The 24511-nt window shown below is 60.7% G+C and carries 25 protein-coding genes; 11 read left to right on the top strand and 14 right to left on the bottom strand.

The genetic code is table 11. From position 1 onward, the window contains the following. Positions 1-35: 35 nt before the first annotated feature. The 9 genes from KGB07_RS24635 to KGB07_RS24675 all read right to left on the bottom strand — a co-directional run bounded on the left by KGB07_RS24635 (position 36) and on the right by KGB07_RS24675 (position 9475). Positions 36-782: a helix-turn-helix transcriptional regulator gene (locus tag KGB07_RS24635; RefSeq protein ID WP_046041659.1), complete on the bottom strand. Its 747-nt coding sequence runs from the start codon at positions 780-782 to the stop codon at positions 36-38. 229 nt (positions 783-1011) lie between these two features. After that, positions 1012-1539 carry an inorganic diphosphatase gene (gene ppa / locus KGB07_RS24640; RefSeq protein ID WP_007990564.1) on the bottom strand — a complete coding sequence of 176 codons (528 nt, stop codon included), beginning with the start codon at positions 1537-1539 and terminating at the stop codon, positions 1012-1014. 113 nt (positions 1540-1652) lie between these two features. Then, positions 1653-2465: a zinc-dependent peptidase gene (locus tag KGB07_RS24645; protein ID WP_046041660.1), complete on the bottom strand. Its 813-nt coding sequence runs from the start codon at positions 2463-2465 to the stop codon at positions 1653-1655. Between the two features lie 4 nt (positions 2466-2469). Then, complete coding sequence (locus tag KGB07_RS24650; protein ID WP_046041661.1) at positions 2470-3126, bottom strand: DedA family protein; 657 nt, start codon at positions 3124-3126, stop codon at positions 2470-2472. A gap of 270 nt (positions 3127-3396) precedes the next feature. Then, complete coding sequence (locus KGB07_RS24655; protein ID WP_046041662.1) at positions 3397-3858, bottom strand: GNAT family N-acetyltransferase; 462 nt, start codon at positions 3856-3858, stop codon at positions 3397-3399. A 114-nt stretch (positions 3859-3972) separates the two neighbouring features. Continuing rightward, positions 3973-4797: an ethanolamine ammonia-lyase subunit EutC gene (gene eutC, locus KGB07_RS24660; RefSeq protein ID WP_046041663.1), complete on the bottom strand. Its 825-nt coding sequence runs from the start codon at positions 4795-4797 to the stop codon at positions 3973-3975. A gap of 8 nt (positions 4798-4805) precedes the next feature. Beyond that, the gene (locus KGB07_RS24665) at positions 4806-6200 is read right to left on the bottom strand and encodes an ethanolamine ammonia-lyase subunit EutB (protein WP_046041664.1); all 1395 of its coding nucleotides are present in this window, start codon (positions 6198-6200) and stop codon (positions 4806-4808) included. Between the two features lie 107 nt (positions 6201-6307). After that, on the bottom strand, positions 6308-7681 hold the full coding sequence (gene eat, locus KGB07_RS24670; protein WP_008052345.1) for an ethanolamine permease: 1374 nt from the start codon (positions 7679-7681) through the stop codon (positions 6308-6310). Between the two features lie 273 nt (positions 7682-7954). Continuing rightward, positions 7955-9475, bottom strand: a complete 1521-nt coding sequence (locus KGB07_RS24675) for an aldehyde dehydrogenase family protein (RefSeq protein WP_046041665.1) — start codon at positions 9473-9475, stop codon at positions 7955-7957. Positions 9476-9774: 299 nt separating this feature from the next. On the opposite strand from KGB07_RS24675, the gene KGB07_RS24680 reads away from it, so the two are divergent. From KGB07_RS24680 to KGB07_RS24695, 4 genes are all read left to right on the top strand, one after another. Continuing rightward, positions 9775-11691, top strand: a complete 1917-nt coding sequence (locus KGB07_RS24680) for a sigma-54-dependent Fis family transcriptional regulator (protein WP_223466803.1) — start codon at positions 9775-9777, stop codon at positions 11689-11691. Positions 11692-11849: 158 nt separating this feature from the next. Further along, positions 11850-13199, top strand: coding sequence for a UDP-N-acetylmuramate:L-alanyl-gamma-D-glutamyl-meso-diaminopimelate ligase (gene mpl, locus KGB07_RS24685; RefSeq protein ID WP_046041667.1), 1350 nt, complete (start codon positions 11850-11852; stop codon positions 13197-13199). Further along, positions 13196-13828, top strand: a complete 633-nt coding sequence (gene ubiX, locus KGB07_RS24690) for a flavin prenyltransferase UbiX (protein WP_046041668.1) — start codon at positions 13196-13198, stop codon at positions 13826-13828. The genes mpl and ubiX overlap by 4 nt, the downstream gene beginning before the upstream one ends. Beyond that, complete coding sequence (locus tag KGB07_RS24695; RefSeq protein WP_223466804.1) at positions 13821-14105, top strand: YceK/YidQ family lipoprotein; 285 nt, start codon at positions 13821-13823, stop codon at positions 14103-14105. The genes ubiX and KGB07_RS24695 overlap by 8 nt, the downstream gene beginning before the upstream one ends. Before the next feature lie 159 nt (positions 14106-14264). Here the strand turns inward: KGB07_RS24695 and KGB07_RS24700 are convergent, their stop codons facing one another. The 3 genes from KGB07_RS24700 to KGB07_RS24710 form a co-directional block, all read right to left on the bottom strand. Then, positions 14265-14906, bottom strand: a complete 642-nt coding sequence (locus KGB07_RS24700; RefSeq protein WP_046041670.1) for an oxidoreductase — start codon at positions 14904-14906, stop codon at positions 14265-14267. A 27-nt stretch (positions 14907-14933) separates the two neighbouring features. Next, on the bottom strand, positions 14934-16652 hold the full coding sequence (locus KGB07_RS24705) for a C13 family peptidase (RefSeq protein ID WP_223466805.1): 1719 nt from the start codon (positions 16650-16652) through the stop codon (positions 14934-14936). Positions 16653-16766: 114 nt separating this feature from the next. Next, positions 16767-17222, bottom strand: a complete 456-nt coding sequence (locus KGB07_RS24710; RefSeq protein ID WP_046041672.1) for a MaoC family dehydratase — start codon at positions 17220-17222, stop codon at positions 16767-16769. Positions 17223-17415: 193 nt separating this feature from the next. On the opposite strand from KGB07_RS24710, the gene KGB07_RS24715 reads away from it, so the two are divergent. From KGB07_RS24715 to KGB07_RS24725, 3 genes are read left to right on the top strand one after another with little or no spacing between them, the layout of a single operon-like run. Next, entirely contained in the window at positions 17416-17778 is a 363-nt protein-coding gene (locus tag KGB07_RS24715) for a CidA/LrgA family protein (protein WP_046041673.1), read from the top strand. Next, entirely contained in the window at positions 17775-18491 is a 717-nt protein-coding gene (locus KGB07_RS24720) for an LrgB family protein (protein WP_046041674.1), read from the top strand. The genes KGB07_RS24715 and KGB07_RS24720 overlap by 4 nt, the downstream gene beginning before the upstream one ends. Positions 18492-18501: 10 nt before the next feature. Continuing rightward, positions 18502-19092 carry an LON peptidase substrate-binding domain-containing protein gene (locus KGB07_RS24725; RefSeq protein ID WP_046041675.1) on the top strand — a complete coding sequence of 197 codons (591 nt, stop codon included), beginning with the start codon at positions 18502-18504 and terminating at the stop codon, positions 19090-19092. 12 nt (positions 19093-19104) lie between these two features. On the opposite strand, the gene KGB07_RS24730 is transcribed toward KGB07_RS24725, so the two are convergent. Next, complete coding sequence (locus KGB07_RS24730) at positions 19105-20421, bottom strand: bifunctional DedA family/phosphatase PAP2 family protein (protein WP_223466806.1); 1317 nt, start codon at positions 20419-20421, stop codon at positions 19105-19107. Positions 20422-20615: 194 nt separating this feature from the next. Then, a complete protein-coding gene (locus KGB07_RS24735; protein WP_046041833.1) occupies positions 20616-21314 on the bottom strand; it encodes a DNA-3-methyladenine glycosylase in 699 nt (232 codons plus the stop codon). Positions 21315-21503: 189 nt separating this feature from the next. On the opposite strand from KGB07_RS24735, the gene KGB07_RS24740 reads away from it, so the two are divergent. The 4 genes from KGB07_RS24740 to rlmH all read left to right on the top strand — a co-directional run bounded on the left by KGB07_RS24740 (position 21504) and on the right by rlmH (position 24510). Beyond that, positions 21504-22775, top strand: a complete 1272-nt coding sequence (locus KGB07_RS24740) for a glutamate-5-semialdehyde dehydrogenase (RefSeq protein ID WP_046041677.1) — start codon at positions 21504-21506, stop codon at positions 22773-22775. Between the two features lies 1 nt (position 22776). After that, entirely contained in the window at positions 22777-23466 is a 690-nt protein-coding gene (gene nadD / locus KGB07_RS24745) for a nicotinate-nucleotide adenylyltransferase (protein ID WP_046041678.1), read from the top strand. Between the two features lie 72 nt (positions 23467-23538). Then, positions 23539-24033: a ribosome silencing factor gene (rsfS, locus tag KGB07_RS24750; RefSeq protein WP_046041679.1), complete on the top strand. Its 495-nt coding sequence runs from the start codon at positions 23539-23541 to the stop codon at positions 24031-24033. Between the two features lie 9 nt (positions 24034-24042). Further along, positions 24043-24510, top strand: a complete 468-nt coding sequence (rlmH, locus tag KGB07_RS24755) for a 23S rRNA (pseudouridine(1915)-N(3))-methyltransferase RlmH (RefSeq protein ID WP_008052376.1) — start codon at positions 24043-24045, stop codon at positions 24508-24510. Position 24511 lies beyond the last annotated feature (1 nt).

Raw genomic sequence — 24511 nt, forward strand, 5'->3', positions numbered from 1 at the left:
ACCCGGGTGGGCGGCCGATGGGCGTTCTGGAGTGCTTAAAGAAACGGCACCGTCGGCCGTCGTTTGTTCAGGGTCGACCACCAGAATACCCAGCCCAGTACCCTGATGTTCTGCTCTTCGATTTGTGCGGTCCTGAATATTTCATCCGGGTATTCGGCGCGGTTGTGGCTGCGCAGTCGCAGGGAGTTGCCCGGTAGTCGGTGCAGGTACTTGATGCGCAGCATGCCGTCATGTTCGATGGCGTAGATCTCGCCATCGACAATCTGGGTCAGGCCACGGTCAATCGCCAGGGTTGAACCGTCTTCGATTTTCTCACCCATGCTGTTGCCGCTCATCAGGGCGCAGATGGCGTCGGCGTGGTTGATTTCCAGGGAGTCGAGGTGGCTGCGGGGCAGACGGATGGATTTCTCGGAGTCTTCTATGACGTGGGTTTTGTTGGAGCCCGGGGCGGTGACAGCTTCCTTGAGGAATGGCAGTTCGACGTCGACAGGCTCGATGACCGTGTAGACACCACGGATGGTCTGGGCATCGAAGGTGTTGCCGGTTTCGTCGAGCAGGCGCAGATGTTGGGCATCTTTCGAGCCTTCACCGGTTTTCAGCCAGTCGCTGCTGACGGAGAGTTTTCGAGCGACTTCCTCCATGCAATGGGCAGGCACACCGCGGGTGTACCAGTTATGTACATTTTGCGGAGCCGTATCCAGGAATTCGGCAAATCCGGTGGTCGTGATGTTCGCTGCTTCGAGGAGCGCTTTGAAGCGTGGGCCGCTAGTGTTCTTTTTCATGAACGCGAGTCTACTGGCGGCTAACAAGGGTTTGAATAAACGCCTCGTTCAAATTTCGCGGGAAATTTACGACTGGATGTAAGACGCTCTTGGGGAATTTTAAACAAGCAAAAACCATTGGAGGGTCTATTTAAACGGGGTGTTTGGCGTGCTTATCAAGCACCCACAAAAAACCCCGGATTACCCGGGGTTTTTCTTGCCGCTTACAGCTAAAAGCCAGCAGCCGAGCTTAGCCTTTGTAGGCAGCAACCGACTTGGTGATCGCTTCGCGGGCGGCGTCTGCGCCGGCCCAGCCTTCGATCTTCACCCATTTGCCTTTTTCGAGATCTTTGTAGTTCGCGAAGAAGTGCTCGATCTGCTGGATCAGCAGCGCTGGCAGGTCGGTGTATTCCTTCACATCGACGTACAGCTGGGACAGCTTGTCGTGTGGGACTGCGATGACTTTGGCATCACCGCCGCCGTCGTCGGTCATGTTCAGGATGCCGACCGGACGGGCGCGGATCACTGAACCTGGAGCAACCGGGTAAGGGGTTACGACCAGCACGTCGAGGGGATCACCGTCGTCAGCCAGGGTGTTCGGGATGTAACCGTAGTTGGCCGGGTAGAACATTGGGGTGGCCATGAAACGGTCAACGAACAGGCAATCGCTGTCTTTGTCGATTTCGTATTTGATCGGCGCGTGGTTGGCCGGAATCTCGATCGCGACGTAGATGTCGTTCGGCAGGTCTTTGCCAGCCGGAATCTTGCTGTAGCTCATTGGGCGTTGCCCCCGTTAGTTGACCAAAAACACTTGGCCGGATTGACCAAAAAGTGGCGGCGATTATAGGCATATTCCCGTGTCGACGCCATGGACCAGAAGTCGTATGGCGCTCACTGGTGTGCCTGATAGACAGGGTCATGCGCCTGAAGTTGCTTCAACCTCGCCAACGGGTCCTGGCGATAGAACAGCTTCAACTGCTGGTACACCTGTGGATAAGCCTCGTGGAGCAAATCCGGGGCGCTGAAGAAGTATTCGCTGGTGACGGCGAAGAACTCGGCAGGGTTCTCGGCGGCATACGGGTCGATGGCTGTTTCGGCATCGGGATTGCGTTCCAGTTGCCGGTCGAGGTCGTCGTAGGCCTCTTGCATGACGCTGGCCCAGTCGCTGACGCGCATGTCGGGATGCAATGGCGGCAGGCCGTTGGCGACGCCGTTGAGCATGTCGAGCTTGTGTGCCAGTTCGTGGATCACCAGGTTGTAGCCTTCCCAGCCACCACTGGCCATTACGCCGGGCCAGGCGAGGATGATCGGGCCTTGCTGCCAGGCTTCACCGCTGTGCTCACCGTCCCATTCGTGCTCGACGCCGCTGGCATCGCGATGGCGCTGGGGGCTGAGGAAGTCGTCGGGGTAGAGGATGATTTCGTGGAAGCCCTGATACCAGTTCAGGTCGCCGAGGTGCAGCAGCGGCAATTGCGCCTGGGCCGCAAGCAGCAAGCGTTGTTCCTGATGCAGTTCGACACCGGGCAGGGCGCTCAAGTGCTTGTCTTCGAGGAACAGCACGCAGGCTTCGCGCAGCCATTGGTCTTCGGCGGCGCTGATGCCATCGAGAAAGCTCAGGTGATGGCGCACCCGTTGCCACATGTCATCGGCAATCGGGTGCTTCGCCAGAGTGCGCCGGCGACGCCAGGCGCTCAGGGACCACATCGTGTCAGCGCGATTCGGCTTTGGAACTCGAGCCGGCGAGGCGGTTACGCACCATGCCAATGATCATCGGCACCAGCGAGAGCAGGATGATGCCGACTACCAGCAGCGACAGGTTCTTCTTGATGAACGGTACGTTGCCGAAGAAGTAACCGAGCGTCACCAGCCCGCCGACCCACAGAACGGTGCCAAAGACGCTGAAGGCGAAGAACCGCGGATAAGGCATTTTCCCAACACCGGCGACGAACGGTGCAAAGGTGCGGATGATCGGCAGGAAGCGCGCCAGGGTCACGGTTTTGCCGCCATGCTTGTCGTAGAAGTCGTGGGTTTGTTGCAGGTAGTCGCGACGGAAGATCTTCGAATTCGGATTGCTGAACAGTTTTTCACCCGCCGTTCGTCCGATGATGTAGTTGGTGCTGTCGCCCAGAATCGCCGCCAGCATCAGCAGGCCGCCGAGCAGTACCGGGTCCATGCCGCCACCGGCTGCCACGGCACCGGCGATGAACAGCAGGGAGTCGCCCGGCAGGAAGGGCATGACCACAAGGCCCGTTTCACAGAAGATCACCATAAACAGAATGGCGTAGATCCATGCCCCGTAGTTGGTTACAAGCATGTCGAGGTAGACGTCGAGATGCAGGACAATGTCGATCGGGTTGAAATCCATGGATAGCACCTGTGGTGACGGCCCGACTCAGCAGGCCTGTGCGGATGACTTCGCGTAAGACTACGGATAGGGGTAGTTTTTCTTACAAGCCGGGAATATCGGGATTATACGAGGCGAGAGGTGAAAATCGCGTCGAGATTGTAGCGGGGAATTTCATCGCAGGGCTGATGTTTGATAACGAACAGGTGGGAGCAAGCCTGCTCGCGATGCCGGCGCATCGTTGGGCCAGTCTAGTCCGGTCGATGCCATCGCGAGCAGGGTGCAGGTGATTCAGAGTTCGTCGCTGATCGGCAGCACATAGTTCTTGAATTCGGTGTCTTCCTTGAATCCGATGGACTCGTAGGTTTTCTGCGCGACTTTGTTGTTGCTGCTGGTGGAAACACGCATGCGCACGGCATTGGTTTCCTTGGCCATTTTTTTTGCGGTGCGGATCAGGTTGTCGGCCACCAACTGGCGGCGGGCGTCCTCGGCGACATAAATATCGTTGAGGATCCACACACGTTTGAGCGAAAGCGAAGAGAAGCTCGGGTAAAGCTGACAGAAACCCATCAGTTTGTTGCTGTCGTCATCGGACAGGGCCAGGTAGATCACCGACTCCTTGCGACGCAGGCGTTTTTCGAGGAACGCCCGGGACGAGTCCGGATACGGCAGGGAACCATAAAACTCGCGATATTTGACGAACAACGGGGTCAGCAGGTCCAGGTGTTCGAGGGTCGCTTGAATAATCCGCATGGTAGGTCTCGTCTTCAAGTGGCTGTCTTACGTCTCTGACGGCGATGGGAAACCCTTGGCGGCCGCGCAACGATCCTGCCTGAAACTGGTACGAATGTGCAATGCGGAGGTGGTTCAGGCATTCGGGGGGCCGAGCAGGAAATTACCTTTCATGTCGCCTCCTGTGTCCGACTCCAGTGTCTGAACCTGCGCTTCGTCCTTCAGATTGACCCCTGACAACTGCCGCCGGCAGGCTTCACGCATCAAATACAGCAAACGGTGTGCCGCCATGCCGTAGCTCAGCCCTTCAAGCCGGACATTGGAGATGCAATTACGGTAGGCATCGGTAAGGCCGACCTTGGGATTGTAGGTGAAATATAAACCGAGGCTGTCCGGGGAGCTGAGGCCAGGGCGTTCGCCGATGAGAATCACGGTCATTTTTGCGCCAAGTAACTCACCGATCTCATCGGCGACGGCTACCCGGCCCTGTTCCACGAGTATGACTGGCGCAACAGTCCAGCTGTCGCCTGCCATTTGCTCTTCGAGGCGTGTCAAAAACGGCAGGGTATGGCGATGAACGGCCAATGCCGACAGGCCGTCGGCGACCACAATCACCAGATCCACGCCTCCCGGATGGGCCGTCGCGTAATCACGCAGGGTCTGCGCCGATGCATCACTGAGTTTTCGCCCCAGATCGGGGCGTTGCAGGTACGTGTTGCGATCCGTCGCAGCACTGTGTAGCAAAAGACACTCGCGATCACGTTCGGCCAATTGCGCGCCGAGGGAGGCATGGTCAAACGGCAAGTGCACCGCATCCCGCGCCTGAGCGTGGGCATATTGGAAGTCCAGTTGCGCGTGGGTGGGAATGCTGGTGCCGGTGCGGCCCAGAGCGATTCGCGCTGGCGTCAGGCGCCGCAGTTCCAACCAGGGGTTGTGTGGATCGAAGGGTAGTTTATCCATATCAATGCTCATCCCAGTTGCGCCAAGGCCTGCCGGAAGGCTGGCGGCAGGCTGTCGCCGAAGAGAACCCTGCCATCGGCTTGAGTGAAAATGCCCATTTTCGCCAGCCACTGTTCGAATTCCGGAGCGGGCTTCAACCCCAGGGTCTGCCGAGCGTAGAGCGCATCGTGGAACGAGGTGGTCTGGTAATTGAGCATGATGTCGTCGGAGCCGGGGATGCCCATGATGAAGTTGATCCCGGCGACGCCCAGGAGGGTCAGCAGGGTGTCCATGTCGTCCTGGTCGGCTTCGGCGTGGTTGGTGTAGCAGATGTCGCAACCCATGGGCACACCGAGCAATTTGCCGCAGAAGTGGTCTTCCAGGCCGGCGCGGATGATCTGTTTGCCGTTGTACAGGTATTCCGGGCCAATGAAGCCTACGACTGTGTTGACCAGGAACGGTTTGAAATGCCGCGCCACGGCATAGGCCCGGGTTTCGCAGGTTTGCTGATCGACGCCATGGTGGGCGTTGGCCGACAGGGCGCTGCCCTGGCCGGTTTCGAAGTACATCAGGTTCTGGCCCAGCGTGCCGCGATTGAGGCTCAATCCTGCGTCGTAACCTTCCTGCAATATATTGAGGTTGATGCCGAAACTGGCGTTGGCCGCTTCGGTGCCGGCGATCGACTGGAACACCAGGTCCAGCGGTACACCGCGATTTACCGCTTCGATCGACGTGGTGACATGGGTCAGCACGCAAGCCTGGGTCGGGATTTCGTAGCGCTGGATGATTGCGTCGAGCATCTCCAGCATGGCGCAGATCGAGGCGATGCTGTCGGTGGCCGGGTTGATGCCGATCATGGCATCGCCGTTGCCGTGCAGCAGGCCGTCGAGAATGCTCGCGGCGATGCCGGCCGGTTCGTCGGTGGGGTGATTCGGTTGCAAGCGCGTGGACAGGCGACCGCGCAGGCCCAGGGTGCCGCGAAACTGCGTGACCACGCGGATTTTCTGCGCCACCAGCACCAGATCCTGCACACGCATGATCTTCGACACGGCGGCGGCCATTTCCGGAGTCAGGCCAGGGGCGAGGGCGCGCAGGACCGGCTCGTCGGCGGCATCGCTGAGCAGCCAGTCGCGAAAGCCGCCGACGGTAAGGTGGCTGACGACCGCGAAGGCTTGTTTGTCGTGGGTGTCGATGATCAGTCGGGTGACTTCATCGGACTCATAGGGAATCAACACTTCCTGCAGGAAGTGGGATAGCGGGATGTCGGCCAAAGTCATCTGTGCCGCGACGCGCTCGCCGTCATTGAGGGCCGCGACACCGGCCAGAAAATCCCCGGAACGCGCCGGACTGGCCTTGGCCATCACATCCTTGAGGCTGTCGAAGCGATAGGTCTGGGCGCCGACGGAATGGGCATATACGGCCATGGGGCGGGGCCTCCTGATCAATTCAAAAATTCGATCCGCTTTTCTGTGGGGAATTGCATGCACTTCAATAATGCAGGCGCCAGGCTCGGGGCCCGGCGCCGGTGCATTCATATACCTTCGAGCATAGCGTCTGCCGGTGCCTCGGAACGTTGCTTGGCGGTCAACTGGAAGTACAGGTAACCGGCAACCATGAAGCCGAGGAAAACCAGGCCGATCAGGGTGTTGAACCAGGCCATCGCCACCAGGCACACCACCGCCAGGAACAACGCGATCCCCGGCACGATCGGATAGCCCGGCGCGCGGAAGGTGCGCTCCAGGTTCGGTTCGGTCTTACGCAGCTTGAACAGGCTCAGCATACTGATGATGTACATCACGATGGCGCCGAATACCGACATGGTGATCATCGCCGCCGTCAGGGTCATGCCTTGCAGGTTGACCAGGCCGTCGCTGTAGATCGCCGCGATGCCGATCACGCCACCGGCCAGAATCGCCCGATGCGGCGTCTGGAAGCGCGAGAGTTTGGCCAGGCCTTTGGGCAAGTAACCGGCGCGAGCCAGGGCGAAGAACTGCCGGGAATAGCCAAGAATGATCCCGTGGAAGCTCGCCACCAGGCCGAACAGACCGATCCATACCAGCATGTGCATCCAGGTCGAATTATTGCCGACCACGGCTTTCATCGCCTGGGGCAACGGATCGTTGATGTTCGACAATTGACGCCAGTCGCCGACGCCGCCGGCCATCACCATCACGCCGATGGCCAGGAACACCAGGGTCAGAATGCCGCTGACGTAGGCCTTGGGGATCGTGCGTTTCGGGTCCTTGGCTTCCTCGGCGGCCATGGCCGCGCCTTCGATGGCGAGGAAGAACCAGATCGCGAAGGGAATGGCGGCGAAAATACCGGGAATCGAGCCCATCGTGAACTCGTTCGAACCGGACCAGCCATTGAGTACGAAGTTACTGAAGCTGAAGCCCGGGGCGACCACGCCCATGAACACCAGCAATTCGGCGACCGCCAGCACAGTGACCACCAACTCGAAGGTGGCCGCGATGCTGACGCCGAGGATGTTCAGGCCCATGAACACGAAATAGGCGCCAACAGCGGCGATTTTCGGGTCAAGTTCCGGGTATTGCACGTTGAGGTAGGCGCCGATGGCCATGGCGATGGCCGGTGGCGCAAAGACGAATTCGATCAGGGTGGCGATGCCGGCGATCAACCCGCCTTTCTCACCAAAGGCCCGGCGGCTGTAGGCAAACGGTCCGCCAGCGTGGGGAATCGCCGTCGTCAGTTCGGTGAAGCTGAAGATGAAGCAGGTGTACATCGTCGCCACCATCAACGCGGTGACGAGAAAACCCAGCGTGCCTGCGGTGCCCCAGCCGTAACTCCAGCCGAAGTACTCGCCGGAAATCACCAGGCCGACGGCAATACCCCATAAATGCAGGGTGCCGAGTGTGGGTTTGAGCTGTGTGGAAGAAGTAGTCATAAGTCCTCTCTAATTTTTATTGTTCGATCTTTTGGACTTTCGGGTACGACGGGTTGGGTGCAAATCCTGAATGATGGGTAGGCAAGGCCCGTGCCAGAGCGGCCAGGCCTTGAGTGTTGAGTCATTTAGGATGCCATCGCGAGCAAGCTCGCTCCCACAGGGTTCTGTGTCAGGTCTCAAAAGGTGGATTCACCACAAAAACCTGTGGGAGCGGGCTTGCTCGCGAAGGCGGTAGAAAGGGCGACACAGAAACACCTGTGTCGCCCCCGGTTTTTAGAAGAAGCCCAGCGGATTGATGTCGTAGCTCACCAGCAGGTTTTTGGTCTGCTGATAGTGGTCGAGCATCATCTTGTGGGTTTCACGACCGACGCCGGACTTCTTGTAACCACCGAACGCGGCGTGCGCCGGGTACAGGTGGTAGCAGTTGGTCCACACCCGGCCGGCCTTGATGGCACGGCCCATGCGGTAGGCGCGGTTGATATCGCGGGTCCAGAGGCCGGCACCCAGGCCGAACTCGGTGTCGTTGGCGATGGCCAGGGCTTCAGCTTCGTCCTTGAAGGTGGTGATGCTCACCACCGGGCCAAAGATTTCTTCCTGGAACACGCGCATTTTGTTGGTGCCCTTGAGCAGGGTCGGCTGGATGTAATACCCGCTTGCCAGGCTACCCTCGAGTTTTTCCACCTTGCCGCCAGTCAGCAGCTCGGCGCCTTCGCCCTTGGCGATTTCCAGGTACGAAAGGATTTTGTCGAATTGCTGCTCGGACGCCTGGGCGCCGACCATGGTGTCGGTATCCAGCGGGTCGCCACGCTTGATTTGCAGGACCTTCTTCATCACCACTTGCATGAATTCGTCGTAGATCGACTCTTGCACCAGGGCGCGGGATGGGCAGGTGCAGACTTCGCCCTGGTTGAAGAACGCCAGCACCAGGCCTTCGGCGGCCTTCTCGATGAAGGACGGTTCGGCCTTCATGATGTCTTCGAAGAAGATGTTTGGCGACTTGCCACCCAGTTCAACAGTGGACGGAATGATGTTTTCCGCCGCGCATTTCATGATGTGCGAGCCGACCGGGGTCGAGCCGGTGAAAGCGATCTTGGCGATGCGCTTGCTGGTGGCCAGCGCTTCGCCGGCTTCGCGACCGAAACCCTGGACGATGTTCAGCACGCCGGGTGGCAGCAGGTCGCCGATCAGTTCGAGCAGCACGGTGATGCCCAGCGGGGTTTGCTCGGCGGGTTTGAGTACCACGCAGTTGCCAGCGGCGAGAGCCGGGGCGAGTTTCCAGGCGGCCATCAGGATCGGGAAGTTCCACGGGATGATCTGCCCGACCACGCCCAGGGGTTCATGGATGTGATAGGCCACTGTGTTGCCGTCGATTTCGGCAGCACTGCCTTCCTGAGCGCGAATGCAGCCGGCGAAGTAGCGGAAGTGGTCGGCGGCCAGCGGGATGTCGGCGTTGAGGGTTTCACGCACGGCTTTGCCGTTGTCCCAGGACTCGGTGATCGCCAGCAGCTCCAGGTTCTGTTCGATGCGGTCGGCGATTTTCAGCAGCACCAGCGAGCGCGCCTGGGCGGACGTGGCGCCCCAGGCATCGGCAGCGGCGTGGGCAGCGTCCAGGGCCTTGTCGATGTCTTCGGCCGTGGAACGGGGGAATTCGGCAATCGGTTGGCCATTCACTGGCGAGGTATTGGTGAAGTACTGACCTTTGACAGGCGCGACGAACTCGCCGCCGATGTAGTTACCGTATTTGGCTTTGAACGAAACGATAGCGCCTTCAGTACCGGGGTGAGCGTAACGCATGGTGGTCTCTCCTTGCTTTTGTGCTTATAGGGAGTCGCGCATGTGCGCTTGCTTTAAGCGTAGAGCAAGGGCCGGGCCAGTGCCTTGCATGTCAGGTAAATCAAGGCCTTGCGAGGTTTTTGTCGGACGGGCGGGCAGCGCCTGTGACGCTTTCGGTACAGCCATGGTGACACTTTGTACCCTTTGTGGCACAGCTCGTGACCAACCGGTCTTGCAGGCATTGCAATGCGGGCCGGGCTGGAGGATGCTCGGCATCACCTCATGCACGGGACGCCGAGCCCCGGGGAGAATAATAAGAAATGCACGACAATCATTTGAGTCGCCATGCCCAGCAAGTATTGACGGTGACTCAGGGCAAGACCCACCTCCACGGTCCTGGCAGTGATCCGTCCATCGCCCGTTCCTGGCTGCGCTGCCTTGAGGACTATCACCTCGATCCGGCCCTGAGCATCGCGCCGACGGTGCTGGAACATGGCCGTGTCCTGGAAAGCCGCGAGCGCTTGCAGCAAGTGCTGCACATCGCCGGCAATGAAATGACCAGCCTGCATCAACAACTCTCCGGCGCCGGCCATGCAGTGCTGCTGACCGACGCCCGCGGCGTGATCCTCAACTGCGTCACCGCGCCCTCCGAGCGGCAGATTTTCGAGCGTGCCGGCCTCTGGCTCGGTGCCGACTGGAGCGAGGCCTGCGAAGGCACCAATGGTATCGGCACCTGCCTGGTGGAACGTCAGTCGCTGACCATCCATCAGGACGAACACTTTCGCGGCCGCCACACCGGCCTGACCTGCTCGGCGAGCCCGGTCTTCGATCCCCATGGCGAATTGCTGGCGGTGCTCGACGTGTCGTCGGCGCGGCGTGATGTGTCGCGGCAAAGCCAGTTCCACACCATGGCGCTGGTCAATCTGTCGGCGAAGATGATCGAGAGTTGCTACTTCCTGCGCTGCTTCGACAATCAATGGTTGCTGCGTTTTCACTTGCAGGCCGAGTCCGTCGGTTTGTTCAGCGAAGGGTTGCTGGCGTTCGACGGGGAAGGGCGCATTTGCGCGGTCAATCAGAGTGCGCTGAACCTGTTGGGACATATTCGTGGCGGGTTGCTGGGTAAGCCGGTTGAGGCGTTTTTCGATTGCTCGCTCGATGAGTTGCTCGGACGCGCGAGCACCAATGCCGCCGCCAGTTGGCCGTTGCGCACCCGTGATGGTCGCAAGCTGTTCGCGGTATTGCGCGGTGAGGCACGGCGACCGCTGCCGATTCCGATGGTGCCAGCGGCCAAGGTTGCACAAGCGCCGCGCCTGTCGGGCATTTGCCTGGATGACGCGACGTTGCAGGCGGACTTCCGCAAGGCCTTGCGCGTCTATGAGCGCGACGTGCCGCTGCTGATCAACGGCGAAACCGGGTCCGGCAAGGAGGCCTTTGCCAAAGCGGTGCACCACGCCAGCCAGCGGGCGGAGAAAGCCTTTGTCGCCCTCAATTGCGCGGCCATTCCCGAAAGCCTGATCGAAAGCGAGCTGTTCGGATATCGCGGCGGCAGCTTTACCGGTGCGCGCAAAGAAGGCATGCGCGGCAAGTTGCAACAGGCCGACGGCGGGACGTTGTTCCTCGATGAAATCGGTGACATGCCACTGGCCTTGCAGACGCGCTTGCTGAGGGTGCTGGAAGACCGGCAAGTGGTGCCGATCGGTGGCGAACCGGAAGCGGTGAATGTGCGGATCATCAGCGCCACTCACCGCAACTTGCTGGATCGTGTGCAGGACGGCAGCTTCCGTGAGGATTTGTATTACCGCCTCAACGGGCTGGAAGTCGCGTTGCCGGCCTTGCGTGATCGTAGCGACAAATCTCGGTTGCTCGATTTTTTGCTGGCCGAGGAGGCGGGCGGAGAAACGGTGTTGATCGACGGGCCGGCGCGGGAGGCCTTATTGGGGTTTGCCTGGCCGGGCAACGTGCGGCAGTTGCGAAATGTGCTGCGTACGTTGTCGGCGTTGTGTGAGGGCGGGCGGATCGGGCTGGAGGATTTGCCGGCGATGATTCGTTCGGCCAGGCCGGCGGTGGCACAGGCTATCGAGGAGCCATCGGAGCATCCACTGGAAGATGCCGAACGGCTGGCGTTGCTCACGGCGCTGGGGCAGACGCGCTGGCATATGACTCACACGGCTGAGCAGTTGGGGGTCAGTCGAAACACCCTCTATCGGAAGCTGCGTAAACACGGGATTGCCCGGTAGACCGTGCCGCGCCCTTCGCGAGCAGGTTCGCTCTCACAGGGTCTGCGCAGGCCTTGTGGGAGCGAGCCTGCTCGCGAAGGCGTCTTCATATACTGAAACACAAGGTGCGATTTTCCCCTCCCTAAGCTAACCTGCGGCCATGTTTTACGAGGTCGACTATGCACATTCATATTCTTGGTATCTGCGGCACTTTCATGGGGTCAATGGCGGTTCTGGCCAAGGAGTTGGGCCATCACGTGACGGGCTCCGATGCCAACGTCTATCCGCCGATGAGCACTCAGCTGCAAGCCCAGGGCATTGAATTGACCCAAGGCTATGACCCGGCGCAACTCGATCCGGCCCCTGATCTGGTGGTGATCGGCAACGCCATGTCCCGGGGCAACCCGGCTGTGGAGTACGTGCTGAACAAAGGCCTGCCTTACGTCTCCGGCCCGCAATGGCTGGCCGATCACGTGCTGCAAGGTCGCTGGGTGCTGGCGGTTGCCGGTACGCACGGCAAGACCACCACCAGCAGCATGCTGGCCTGGGTGCTGGAGCACGCGGGCATGGCCCCGGGCTTCCTGATTGGCGGCGTGCCGCAAAACTTCTCGGTGTCGGCGCGCCTGGGCGATACGCCGTTCTTCGTCATTGAAGCCGACGAGTACGACAGTGCGTTCTTCGACAAGCGCTCCAAGTTCGTGCACTACCGCCCGCGCACGGCAATCCTGAACAACCTTGAATTCGATCACGCGGACATCTTCCCGGACCTGCCGGCCATCGAGCGGCAGTTCCATCACTTGGTGCGGACCATCCCGAGCGAAGGCTTGGTGATTCATCCGACCACTGAGCCGGCCTTGCAGCGCGTGATCGAGATGGGTTGCTGGACGCCGGTGCAAACCACCGGTGCCGGCGGTCAGTGGCAGGTCAAGCTGCTCAGTGAAGATGGCTCGAAGTTCGAAGTGATGTTCGAAGGTGTCGCCCAGGGCGTGGTCGAGTGGGACATGACTGGCCAGCACAACGTCGCCAACGCCCTGGCGACCCTGGCTGCTGCACGCCACGTCGGTGTGGTGCCGTCCATGGGCATCGCCGCGTTGAGCGCTTTCAAAAGCGTGAAGCGCCGGATGGAAAAAGTCGCGGAAGTCGGTGGCATCACCATTTATGACGACTTCGCTCACCACCCGACTGCCATCGCCACCACGCTGGATGGCCTGCGCAAGCGCATCGGCGATGCACCGTTGATTGCGATCATCGAGCCGCGTTCCAACTCCATGAAGCTTGGCGCACACCGAGACGGATTGCCGGAAAGCGTGGTCGATGCCGATCAGGTGATCTGGTACGCACCGGCCAACCTCGGCTGGGATCTGGCGGGCACCGCGGCGCTGTGCACCGTGCCGTCGATTGTCAGCGACTCCCTGGAAGGCATCATCGAGCGCGTGAAAAGCCAGGCCCGGCCCGGCACCCACGTGGTGATCATGAGCAACGGCGGCTTCGGCGGCCTGCACGGCAAACTGGCCGAGGCGCTCAAATGAACAACGGCCCGGACCGCATCACCCTGGCGATGACCGGCGCTTCAGGCGCCCAGTACGGTTTGCGCCTGCTCGACTGTCTGGTGCGGGAAGATCGTGAAGTGCACTTCATGATTTCCAAGGCCGCGCAGTTGGTGATGGCCACCGAAACCGACGTCACGCTGCCGGCCAAGCCGCAGATGATGCAGGCGTTCCTCACCGAATACACGGGGGCTGCCGCCGGGCAGATTCGGGTGTACGGCAAGGAAGACTGGATGTCGCCGGTGGCTTCGGGCTCCGGCGCGCCAGCGGCAATGGTGGTGGTGCCGTGTTCCACGGGCACGTTGTCGGCCATCGCTACCGGCGCCTGCAACAACCTGATCGAACGGGCCGCCGATGTGACGCTCAAAGAGCGTCGGCAGTTGATCCTGGTGCCCCGTGAAGCGCCGTATTCGAGCATTCACCTGGAGCACATGCTCAAGTTGTCGAACATGGGCGTGACAATCCTGCCGGCATCACCGGGCTTCTATCATCAGCCGCAAACCATCGACGACCTGATCGATTTCGTCGTGGCACGGATCCTTAACCTGCTGAATATTCCTCAGGACATGTTGCCGCGCTGGGGCGAGCATCATCTGACCAGCGATGAATAAGCTGCTGGTGATGGTACTGGTGCTGCAATTGGCCGGGTGCGCCACGGCGCGCACCCTCGATGCGGCCAAGCCGGGGGCGCCGGTGGTGTACTCGGGAACTCGTCTGGATTTGTACGCGATGAACGGTGGGTGCTGCGCCATGGACCGTTTCGGCGCGGAAGCGCCGAGCTACCCGGGCGTTGATCTGCCGGCGAGTGCGTTGCTCGACACGCTGCTGTTGCCGCTGTCATTACTGACGGTGATAGGGGTGAGTTTTCAGGCGACGGGTGGTTTGTAGGTATAGCGCTTTTGTGGCGAGGGGGCTTGTCGGAACGCCGCACCGCCACGTTCGGCTGCGCAGCAGTCGTAATCCGGTGCGACTCAGTGTTACTGAACAAACGAAGAGGGCCGCTTCGCGACCCAACGGGGGCAAGCCCCCTCGCCACAGGTCCGCGGATCACTTGCCGAGTTTGCGCAGCTCATCCGACTCGACAACCCTGACCCCGTCCTGCTCTTCCAGCGCCAGACGCCACATCGCGCGAGCCAGTTGGCATGCCTCGATACCATGGTATTTGCCAGGGATCAGCCGAGACAACGGACCGGCGAACTTCTCGCCCAGTCGCGGTTCAGTGCGATCACCCAGCAACAGCGAAGGGCGGCAGATTGTCAGCTGCGGCCAGTCCTGCGCGCGCAATGCGTACTCCATCTCGCCTTTGACCCGGTTGTAGAAAATCGAGGATCTGCGATCGGCTCCCAGAGCACTGATCACGATCAGGTGCCGTGCGCCCATCTCCCGTGCGCGTTTGGCAAAGGCCACGACCATGTCCAGGTCCACCGCGCGGAACGCCTGTTCCGAGCCCGCCTGTTTGATGGTGGTGCCCAGGCAGCAGTAGGCGATGTCGACACGGCCGTTCAACTGCGGCAGAAACTCCGCCGGATTGCCGACGGGGTTTTCAAGGTGCGGGTGCTTGGCCAGCGGCCGGCGTGAGGGGGCCAATACCCGGGTAATCGTTGGCTCGTTAAGCAGGCGATCAAGCAGATGCTCACCGGTCAGCCCGGTGGCTCCGGCAAGCAATACGTGCTGAGGCGTCAAGTACATAGTGTTTCTCCCTTGATACTATTCAGCTTAGTTGCTGTTTGCATCCTTGCTTTCGATGGACGCACTTTGCAGGGCTTTTCGTGCCTGCTGTTTGCGCAGTAACTGCCAATGCGAGAGCACGGTTTTCGGTGCCCAGATCTGTGGTTCGGACGCTTCGAATCCGTCTGCCAGCTCACGTTCGGCGACAGTGGCCTTGGCCAGTTTGAAGGCTTGTTCCAGGTCATCGGTCTGGTTCAGGGCCTGGGCGAACAGGGCGTCGCCGAAGTAAGTGAAGTTGGCTTCCTCCGAGCAACCGAAGGACACTCGGTCGGCTCGCGAGGCCGTCATGATGAGGGTCCGTTCATCCTTGAGGGCGGGAATGAAACCGCCGGAGTAGCAGGACGAAATCACGATGATCTTGTCGCGGTTTTTCAGGGGGGCGAGAACAGCGGCCAATTCGTCGGCCGGCAGATCGGCCAATTCCATGCGTGGCTGGTCCAGCACCAGTTCGTGTTCGCTGGTGCCGTGGCTGGTCAGGTAGATGAAAATCAGGTCTTCCGGACCGCTGCGTTCGGCCAGCGTCAGGGCAGCCCGGCGCAGGTTTTCCCGGGTGGCCATCGGGCGGTCGGCGAGGTGGTCACGATGGTTCACCAGACGGATCTGGCCAAGGGTGCCAAAACGGGTGCTGAGCATGTTGGCGACGTAGTCGGATTCGCGCAGAAACACGCTTTGCTTGCCGTCGCCACCCAGGGTCAACGAATACAGCTCCACCGCCGGGGTCGAGGGTGGAACGTTGGCCAGCGCTGCGTCGAGCAGGCGCCCCTGGGCCAGCAGGCCGAGCTCCAGGGTGTCGGGCAATAATTTGCCCTCGGCGTCGCGTACACGCTGGCCGTTGATCCAGGTGCCGCTGAGCACGGTGCCATCGGTCAACACCAATGTGCCGCGCCCCTGGTAACTGTCGTTGTCGAACTGGCCGGTGTAAAAGCTGCCGTCGGACAGGTTCAGCCGGCCCTGGCCGGAAAAGCGCCAGTCATTGAACTGGCCGATGTAGTGGCTGCCGTCAGTGCCGATCAACTCACCCTTGCCGTTCAGCGAGCCTTCCTTGAACTGGCCCAGCCAGACATCGCCGTCGGCGTTTTCGTAGCGGCCCTTGCCGTGCAGTTGATTGTTCTTGAAGCCGCCGACATACATGTCGCCGTCGGCGCTGTTGAAAGTCCCGTTGCCTTCCAGTTGGCCGTCGACGAAGTGCCCGGTGAACTGATTGCCGTTGCCGTCGCCGCGTTGTCCTTCGCCATTGGGTTTGCCGTGGGCGAACTGGCCCTGATAGGAGCTGCCGTCTTCGAGTTCGAGGCGACCCAGGCCGGCGTATTGATCGGCCTTGAACTCTCCGCGATAGCTCATGCCGTTTTCTTTGAGGGTACCTTCGCCGTTGCGCCGGCCGGCCTTGAAGCCGCCGCTGTAGCTGCTGGCGTTGGTGGTCAGTGCCCCCTGGCCGTCGAACAGTCCCTGATTGAACTGCCCGCGATAGACTTCGCCATTGCTGCCATGCCATTCGCCCTGGCCTTGCCACTGGCCCTTGTCGAATTCGCCGGCGTACCAGCTGCCGTTCGGGTAGTCGATACGCCCCTTGCCTTGCAGCAAGCCATTGACCAGGTCACCGCGATAGCGTCCGCCGTCGGGTAGGCGTGCGTCAGGAGGCAATGGCGATTCGCCGTTGCCGCAAGCGGTGAGTATCAGGGTCAAGGCGAGGAGTGCAAGTGGGCGCATAGCGGATTCCGGGCAATTAGGCGAGGGAGTATGCCGCAGCTATGTGCCCTTATACAGGGCGAGGTACCGGCAGAGGGCGCGAAACAGCGTGAGCTGCTTCGCATCCAGGACGGTTTATACGAAGCACAGGGACAGGGGTTCGGCGATGTACGCCGGTTTGTCCGAACCTTCGATTTCCAGGGTGGTGGTGGCCTTGAGCAGCCATTGGCCGGGTTTCTTCTCGATGACTTCGGTCAGGTCGACCTTCAGACGCACTTTCGAATTGACCTTGACCGGCTGGATGAAGCGCACGCTGTCGAGGCCGTAGTTGACCACCATCTTCAAGCCTTCGGGCATGACGAGGATGTCTTCCATCAGTTTCGGGATCAGTGATAACGACAGGAAACCATGAGCGATGGTGCTGCCAAATGGCGTTTGCGCGGCCTTGACCGGGTCGACGTGGATGAACTGAAAATCCCCTGTGGCTTCAGCGAACAGGTTGATGCGGTCCTGATCGATGGTGAGCCATTCGGAACGTCCAAGTTCCTTGCCGACATAATCTTTGAGCTCTGCAACTGGAACATAGGGCATTGAGACTCTCCTTGGGTTCATCGGTTTTATGGTTTTGGCTTGCGGGGATCTGACCTCCCGGCTTACCACTTTAGATCAACATGGCCAAACGCTCCGGTCAACTGACCATGCTTTTGGCGAATGCCGGTCTATAGCGCGAGCATGCTTATAATGCCTGGCCAATGCGGGTGACGGATTTTGCGGGAGATCTTTGATGTTGTTACGGGGCCTGACGTGGCTGGTGCTGTTCCAATTGCTCGGTACTGCGATCAATCATTTGTTCTTGCCGGTGCTGCCGGGACCGATTGTGGGGTTGCTGCTATTGCTGGTGTACCTCATCTGTCGCGGACAGGTCGGCGAGCCGCTGAACCTGGCGGCCAGCAGCCTGCTGCGCTACCTGCCGCTGTTGCTGGTGCCGCCGGCCGTGGGCGTGATGGTCTACGCCGCTGACATCGCGGCGGACTTCTGGGCCATTGTCGGTGCGCTGGTGTTGTCGCTGCTGCTTTCCATGGCCTTCGCCGGGGTGCTGATGCAACGCATGGTCAAGGGTCATGCTCACTCCGAGGACAGCCAATGATCTTCGACTGGCACGGCGCCTGGACGTCGGTGATTCATCATCCCTTGTTTGGTATCGGCATTACCCTTGGCGCCTATCAACTCGTCCTGGCGGCATTCGAGAAAACCCGCTGGATCTTTTTGCAGCCGGTGTTGGTCTCCATGTTGCTGGTGATCGGCGTGCTGGTGGGCTGCGGCCTGACTTACGCCGAGTACCGCAAGAGCACCGAGATTCTCAGCATCCTGCTCGGCCCTGCCACTGTCGCCCTGGCGGTGCCGCTTTATCTCAACCTGCGACGGATTCGGCAGTTGTTCTGGCCGATATTTACTACGCTGGTGATAGGTGGGGTGGTGGCCACGGGGATGGGCGTGTTGCTGGGCTGGTCGTTCGGTGCCGAACATATGATCCTGATGACCATGGCGCCGAAATCGGTGACCTCGCCTATCGCTATGTTGGTGGCCGAGCAGATCGGTGGTGTCGCGGCGTTGGCAGCGGTGTTCGTCTTGATTACTGGCGTGATCGGGGCGATTTTCGGTCCAGCCCTGTTAACCAGGCTGGGCGTGCATAGCCCGGAAGCCAGGGGTATGGCGCTGGGCATGACGGCCCACGCGGTCGGCACGGCGGTGGCGATGCAGGAAAGTGAAGAGTGCGGCGCCTTCGCGGCGCTGGCGATGAGTTTGATGGGCGTGGCCACGGCGGTGTTCCTGCCGTTGGCGGTGTCGATGGTGGTGTAAGGAAATGTCTATGAGTCTGCCGCTTTTTCCGCTCAATACAGTGCTGTTTCCAGGCTGCATCCTCGATTTGCAGATTTTCGAGGCGCGCTATCTGGACATGATCGGCCGCTGCATGAAGCAGGGCGGTGGTTTCGGCGTGGTATGCATCCTCGAGGGTGAAGAGGTCGGGATCGCTCCGGCCGGCTACGCGCTGGTGGGCTGTGAAGCGCTGATTACCGATTTCAAACAGCAGGACAACGGCCTGCTGGGGATTCGGGTTCAGGGCGGACGGCGATTCCATGTATTGCGAACGGAAGTCCAGCGCGATCAGTTGACCGTCGCCGAGGTCGAGTGGCTGGAAGACGAACCGGAGCAGCCACTGCAGGATGAGGACGCCGATCTGGTGGCATTGCTCAAGGCCCTGGCGGAACACCCAATGGTTGAAGCCTTGAACATGGGCACCGAAGCGACCGGCCAGCAGTCGCTGGCCAATCAGTTGGCGTACCTGTTGCCTTTCGCTGAACTGGACAAGATCGACCTGCTGCAACTCGATGATCCGCAGCAACGACTGGATGCGATTCAGGCGTTGCTGGATGAGTTGCAGGGGGAGTTGTTTGCCTGACAGGCGCTTTTGCTAATACGCATACCGCAGCATCGTATGCGGCAAATGCCGCAACACGAAGAAGCCGAACAATGCCAGCAACGCCGGCAACACCAGCCACCAGACCTTGGGGGGCAAGGCGTTGAGCGGCTCCTTGCGCTGGATGAGCCACAGGCTCGCCGCGCAGACACACGCCGCTAGCATTGCGCCGGCCATTACATCCGTCGGCCAATGCGCACCCAGGTAGACCCGCGAAAGCGCAATTGCCATTGCGGGCAGGCAGCCCACCAATAACCAGGTCAGACGCATCCGGGGCGGTTGCCCGCGGCCGGCCAGTACGGCGAGGGTGAGGAACAGCGCGAAAGACCCTGAAGCATGGCCGCTGGGCATGCTGTAGCTGGTGAGCGGATCGCTCAACACTTCGGGGCGCATTCGGGCAAAGAGGTATTTGGTCGCGGTGTTCGCCAATGCCGTGCAGAGCAGGGTGCTTGCGGTGAAGATCGCCGGGCGCCATTGGCGCATCAGCAGCAGCAAACCTGTCAGCAGCACGCTGAACAACAGCATGTTGCGGAATTCGCCGATCAGCGTGAAGACCACCGCCACCTCATCAAGCATCGAGTTGCGATGCTCCTGCACCAGGGTCATCAACCCTTGATCGAGGGCGCCAAGGTGCGGATAGCCGATGAACAACCCCGTCAGAATGAGAAAGCTCATGCCAGCGATCAACGCTGTAGACCTGCGATGCTGGCGCAAGCTGCTGGTGGCGCTCAACCCCACCATCACCGCAATGCTGCCGGCAACGATCCCGGCCTGGGTCCAGAAACCTTCAGGCAATGGCAATCGAATGGCCGCCCCGGTAGCCCAGCCTGGCAGCAGATAAGCCACCGACCAGCCTGCACCGGCCAGCAGACTGACGGCAATGAAACGTGGGAAGGGCATGTCGCACATGCCGGCGACCATGGGCAGCATCGGCCGCAATGGTCCGATAAAACGCCCGACCAGCAGGCTGGCGGTGCCATAGCGCTGGAAATAGGCCTCGGCCCCGGCGATCCACTCCGGATGATGGCGCAAGCCTGGTAGGCGCCGGATGTTCTGATGAAAATGCCGTCCAAGGAAATACGAAACCACGTCACCCAACACACCGGCGAGGAAGCCCAGCAACAAGGTTTCACTCAGCGGCAACGCACCGCTGCCGGCCAGCACCGCAACGGTGAACAGTAAAACCGTGCCGGGGACGATCAGCCCGGCAATCGCCAGGCATTCCACAAAGGCCACCAGGAATATTGCCGCCGCCAGCCATTGCGGGTTGACCGTCAACCAACCGGTCACGCTATCGAGCCATAGGCCCATAAAAACCACTCCATCAAATGTTCAATTGCTTCCAGGGGATAAGTGCAACTTTGAATGCGCCACTGACCCCTGTGGGAGCGGGCTTGCCCGCGAATAGGCCCTTTCAGTCGATATCGACGTCGCCTGACACTCCGCCTTCGCGGGCAAGCCCGCTCCCACAGGGGATTCCTTCAGTTTCAAAATCCGGGTCAGTCTCAGGACAGCACAAAATAATCGCGACCTTCGACCTGGCCCCGTCGTAGCGGGTTGCGCGTGCAATAAGCCGCGTAGGCAGCGTCGACAAAACGGTACATCAGGTGTTCGTCGCGTCCGTGGGGAATGCCCAGGCGCGTGCTCTGGATGATGTGGGCAGGGGTCTGGCCGACGTGTTCTACCAGCAGCACCTCATGATCGAAGCGCTTGGCGTCCCATGCCGGCACTTTCAGGCCCAGTGCCTTGCACAGCAGGGTTTGCCCGGCGCAGAGTTTTTGTGACGGGCGAGGGCGGCCCTGGGCATCGGGATTGTTCAATAGCATCTGTGCCAGGCTGCCCGGCCCGCTCAATTGATCGACCCACGGGTAGGCGGATTTGATCAACACGGCGTTACCCGGCCCTTGGGCGCTGAAATTCAGTGAATCACCACCCCGGGCGTAATACATATAAATGTGGCCGCCATCCAGAAACAAAGCTTTACGCTTTTCTGTATAGCCGAGGGACGCGTGGCTACCCTTTTCTGCGCAGTAATAGGCTTCGGTTTCGATGATCCGGGCACTGAGCCACAGGTCACCAACCCGATGGCGAATGACTTTGCCCAGTAAGTCCCGGGCCAGAATTTGCGCGTCACGGTCGAAAAACGCGTCCGGGAGGCCCGTGGGCAGGCTCACGGCGGACGCTCGAACAGTCAGGTTGGACATGATGACCGGCATTTGTCAGGGCTGAATGAGTCGTGATGATAACAATTTGCAGCTTAATCCCGGCTGAACATCGGCAAATTGCCCTCCATTTCGACCATCCGCCCGTCACCGCTGTTAGTCAGTGGGCGCGACAGCTATAATCTGTCGCTTTACTCTTTACCAAGACCTAATCAAAGACCACGCCAGACCATGACTGAGTCCGTTCTTGACTACATGACCCGCCTGGGTCGCGCTGCCCGCGAAGCTTCCCGCGTGATCGGCCGTGCCAGTACCGCGCAGAAAAACCGCGCCCTGCAGGCCGCCGCCAATGCGCTGGACGCTGCCCGCGCCGAGCTGACGGCGGCCAATGAACAGGATTTGGCCGCCGGTCGCGCCAATGGTCTTGAGCCGGCCCTGCTTGAGCGCCTGGCACTGACCCCGGCGCGTATCGACGGCATGATCGTCGGCCTGCGTCAGGTAGCAGCGCTGCCGGACCCGGTCGGCGCGATCCGCGACATGAGCTTCCGTCCGTCCGGTATTCAGGTCGGCAAGATGCGCGTGCCATTGGGCGTGATCGGAATCATCTACGAGTCGCGGCCGAACGTGACCATCGATGCTGCGAGCCTGTGCCTGAAGTCCGGTAACGCGACCATCCTGCGTGGCGGTTCCGAGGCCATTCATTCCAATCGCGCCATCGCCGCCTGCATTCAGCGTGGCCTGGCCGAGGCCGATTTGCCGGCTGCCGTAGTGCAAGTGGTCGAAACCACCGATCGTGCTGCCGTCGGCGCGCTGATCACCATGCCCGAATACGTCGATGTCATCGTGCCGCGCGGCGGCCGTGGTCTGATCGAGCGTGTCAGCCGTGACGCCCGTGTACCGGTGATCAAGCATCTGGACGGCATCTGCCATGTTTATGTGAGTGAGCGCGCCGACCTGGCCAAGGCCCAGCGCATTGCGTTCAACGCCAAGACTTACCGTTATGGCATCTGCGGTGCCATGGAAACGTTGCTGGTGGATCAAACCGTCGCCAAGGATTTCCTGCCGGCGATGGCGGCCCAGTTCCGCGAAAAAGGCGTCGAACTGCGCGGTTGCGAGCGCACCCGGGCGATCATCGATGCCGTGCCGGCCACCGAGGAAGACTGGAGCACCGAGTACCTGGCGGCGATTCTGTCGATCCGCGTGGTCGACGGACTGGACCAGGCCATCGAGCACATCAATCATTACGGCTCCCATCACACCGATTCGATTGTCAGCGAACATCAGGGCGACACCCGGCGTTTCGTGGCTGAAGTCGACTCCTCGTCGGTGATGATCAATACCCCGACATGCTTCGCCGATGGCTTCGAATACGGATTGGGTGCCGAGATCGGCATTTCTACTGATAAGCTGCACGCCCGCGGCCCGGTGGGCCTCGAAGGACTGACCTGCGAGAAGTACATCGTGGTCGGTGACGGGCAGTTGCGCGGACAGGAGCCGGTCTGACTTGGGCGACTTCGACCCGTCAGCCCCGGTCACCGTCAGCGAGCCAGCCCCTCGCCGCATTGGCGTGCTGGGCGGAACGTTCGACCCGGTGCACATCGGCCATTTGCGCGGTGCACTGGAAGTCGCCGAAACACTGGCGCTCGATGAACTGCGCCTGACACCCAGTGCCCGGCCGCCCCATCGGGACAAGCCGCAGGTGTCGGCAAAAGACCGTCTGGCGATGGTCGAGTGCGCGGTGGCCGGTGTGGCACCGTTGGTGGTGGACGCCCGCGAATTGCAGCGGGACAAACCGTCCTACACCATTGATACCCTGGAACTGATGCGCGCCGAACTGGCCGCGGATGACCAGGTTTTTCTGCTTTTGGGCTGGGACGCTTTTTGCGGCCTGCCCACTTGGCACCGCTGGGAAGAGTTGCTCCAGCATTGCCATATCCTGGTGTTGCAACGCCCGGATGCCGACAGCGAACCGCCGGATGCCTTGCGCAACCTGCTGGCAGCGCGCTCGGTGAGCGACCCGTTGGCCCTCAAAGGGCCGAGCGGACAGATTGCATTCGTCTGGCAGACACCGCTCGCGGTATCCGCCACCCAGATCCGTCAACTGCTGGCCAGCGGTAAGTCGGTACGTTTCCTGGTGCCCGACGCGGTCCTGGCCTACATCGATGCGCACGGACTCTACCGTGCGTCGAACTGAATAGGAGTGCCTCAGGCACGTGGCAACAACGTGTATTGAAGCGCCCGAACAAACGAGCAAAACGAGTTTTATATGACGAGCAACGACGTAAGCAAAGTAAAACGCAAAGGCACATTCAAGAGTGCCCCACTGCCGGAAAAGGTCCTCGCCGCCGAGCCGCCTAAAGGCGACGAGCTGGTCAAGATCGCCGTAGCCGCCCTGGAAGACGTCAAGGCCCAGGACGTGCTGGTGATTGATGTTCGCGACAAGCAGAGCATCACTGACTACATGATCATCGCCACCGGTACCTCCAACCGCCAGATCGGCGCGATGCTGGACAAGGTTCGCGAGGCCGTCAAAGCCCTGGGTATCAAGCCGCTGGGTGAAGAAGGCAAGGGCGACAGCGACTGGGTGCTGTTGGACATGGACGACGTGATCGTCCACATGATGACCTCCAACGCCCGCCAGTTCTACGACCTGGAGCGCCTGTGGAAAGGTGCCGAGCAGAGCCGTGCGGCCGATGGCAAGCACCACAGCCCTGAAGTTGGTCACGAGCATTTCAACAAGCTCAACAAAGACCAGGAATAAGGGACCGCTGTGCGACTGCGACTGATCGCCGTCGGTTCACGCATGCCCAAGTGGGTGGAAGAAGGCTGGCATGAATATGCCAAGCGTCTTCCGTCCGAGCTGGCGCTGGAACTGGTGGAAATACCGCTCAATACCCGTGGCAAGAACGCCGACGTGGCCCGTTTCATCCGCCAGGAAGGCGAAGCCATGCTGGCCAAGGTCGGGCCGAACGAGCGGATTGTCACTCTCGAAGTCCATGGCAAGCCCTGGAGCACCGAGCAACTGGCGGTCGAGCTCGATCGCTGGCGGCTGGACTCGCGCACGGTCAACTTCATGGTCGGTGGCCCCGAGGGGTTGGCGCCGGAAGTCTGTGCCCGGGCTGACCAGCGTTGGTCGTTGTCGCCGCTGACCTTGCCGCACCCGCTGGTGCGGATCCTGATCGGCGAACAGATGTACCGTGCCTGGACCGTGCTGTCCGGTCACCCTTACCACAAGTAGT

Source organism: Pseudomonas sp. GL-RE-26 (assembly GCF_019956275.1).
Classification (GTDB): domain Bacteria; phylum Pseudomonadota; class Gammaproteobacteria; order Pseudomonadales; family Pseudomonadaceae; genus Aquipseudomonas; species Aquipseudomonas grandcourensis.

Coding starts and splice junctions, on each gene's coding strand:
- KGB07_RS24635 (WP_046041659.1), bottom strand. CDS start 782: ATGAAAAAGAACACTAGCGGCCCACGCTTCAAAGCGCTCCTCGAAGCA.
- ppa (WP_007990564.1), bottom strand. CDS start 1,539: ATGAGCTACAGCAAGATTCCGGCTGGCAAAGACCTGCCGAACGACATC.
- KGB07_RS24645 (WP_046041660.1), bottom strand. CDS start 2,465: ATGTGGTCCCTGAGCGCCTGGCGTCGCCGGCGCACTCTGGCGAAGCAC.
- KGB07_RS24650 (WP_046041661.1), bottom strand. CDS start 3,126: ATGGATTTCAACCCGATCGACATTGTCCTGCATCTCGACGTCTACCTC.
- KGB07_RS24655 (WP_046041662.1), bottom strand. CDS start 3,858: ATGCGGATTATTCAAGCGACCCTCGAACACCTGGACCTGCTGACCCCG.
- eutC (WP_046041663.1), bottom strand. CDS start 4,797: ATGGATAAACTACCCTTCGATCCACACAACCCCTGGTTGGAACTGCGG.
- KGB07_RS24665 (WP_046041664.1), bottom strand. CDS start 6,200: ATGGCCGTATATGCCCATTCCGTCGGCGCCCAGACCTATCGCTTCGAC.
- eat (WP_008052345.1), bottom strand. CDS start 7,681: ATGACTACTTCTTCCACACAGCTCAAACCCACACTCGGCACCCTGCAT.
- KGB07_RS24675 (WP_046041665.1), bottom strand. CDS start 9,475: ATGCGTTACGCTCACCCCGGTACTGAAGGCGCTATCGTTTCGTTCAAA.
- KGB07_RS24680 (WP_223466803.1), top strand. CDS start 9,775: ATGCACGACAATCATTTGAGTCGCCATGCCCAGCAAGTATTGACGGTG.
- mpl (WP_046041667.1), top strand. CDS start 11,850: ATGCACATTCATATTCTTGGTATCTGCGGCACTTTCATGGGGTCAATG.
- ubiX (WP_046041668.1), top strand. CDS start 13,196: ATGAACAACGGCCCGGACCGCATCACCCTGGCGATGACCGGCGCTTCA.
- KGB07_RS24695 (WP_223466804.1), top strand. CDS start 13,821: ATGAATAAGCTGCTGGTGATGGTACTGGTGCTGCAATTGGCCGGGTGC.
- KGB07_RS24700 (WP_046041670.1), bottom strand. CDS start 14,906: ATGTACTTGACGCCTCAGCACGTATTGCTTGCCGGAGCCACCGGGCTG.
- KGB07_RS24705 (WP_223466805.1), bottom strand. CDS start 16,652: ATGCGCCCACTTGCACTCCTCGCCTTGACCCTGATACTCACCGCTTGC.
- KGB07_RS24710 (WP_046041672.1), bottom strand. CDS start 17,222: ATGCCCTATGTTCCAGTTGCAGAGCTCAAAGATTATGTCGGCAAGGAA.
- KGB07_RS24715 (WP_046041673.1), top strand. CDS start 17,416: ATGTTGTTACGGGGCCTGACGTGGCTGGTGCTGTTCCAATTGCTCGGT.
- KGB07_RS24720 (WP_046041674.1), top strand. CDS start 17,775: ATGATCTTCGACTGGCACGGCGCCTGGACGTCGGTGATTCATCATCCC.
- KGB07_RS24725 (WP_046041675.1), top strand. CDS start 18,502: ATGAGTCTGCCGCTTTTTCCGCTCAATACAGTGCTGTTTCCAGGCTGC.
- KGB07_RS24730 (WP_223466806.1), bottom strand. CDS start 20,421: ATGGGCCTATGGCTCGATAGCGTGACCGGTTGGTTGACGGTCAACCCG.
- KGB07_RS24735 (WP_046041833.1), bottom strand. CDS start 21,314: ATGTCCAACCTGACTGTTCGAGCGTCCGCCGTGAGCCTGCCCACGGGC.
- KGB07_RS24740 (WP_046041677.1), top strand. CDS start 21,504: ATGACTGAGTCCGTTCTTGACTACATGACCCGCCTGGGTCGCGCTGCC.
- rsfS (WP_046041679.1), top strand. CDS start 23,539: ATGACGAGCAACGACGTAAGCAAAGTAAAACGCAAAGGCACATTCAAG.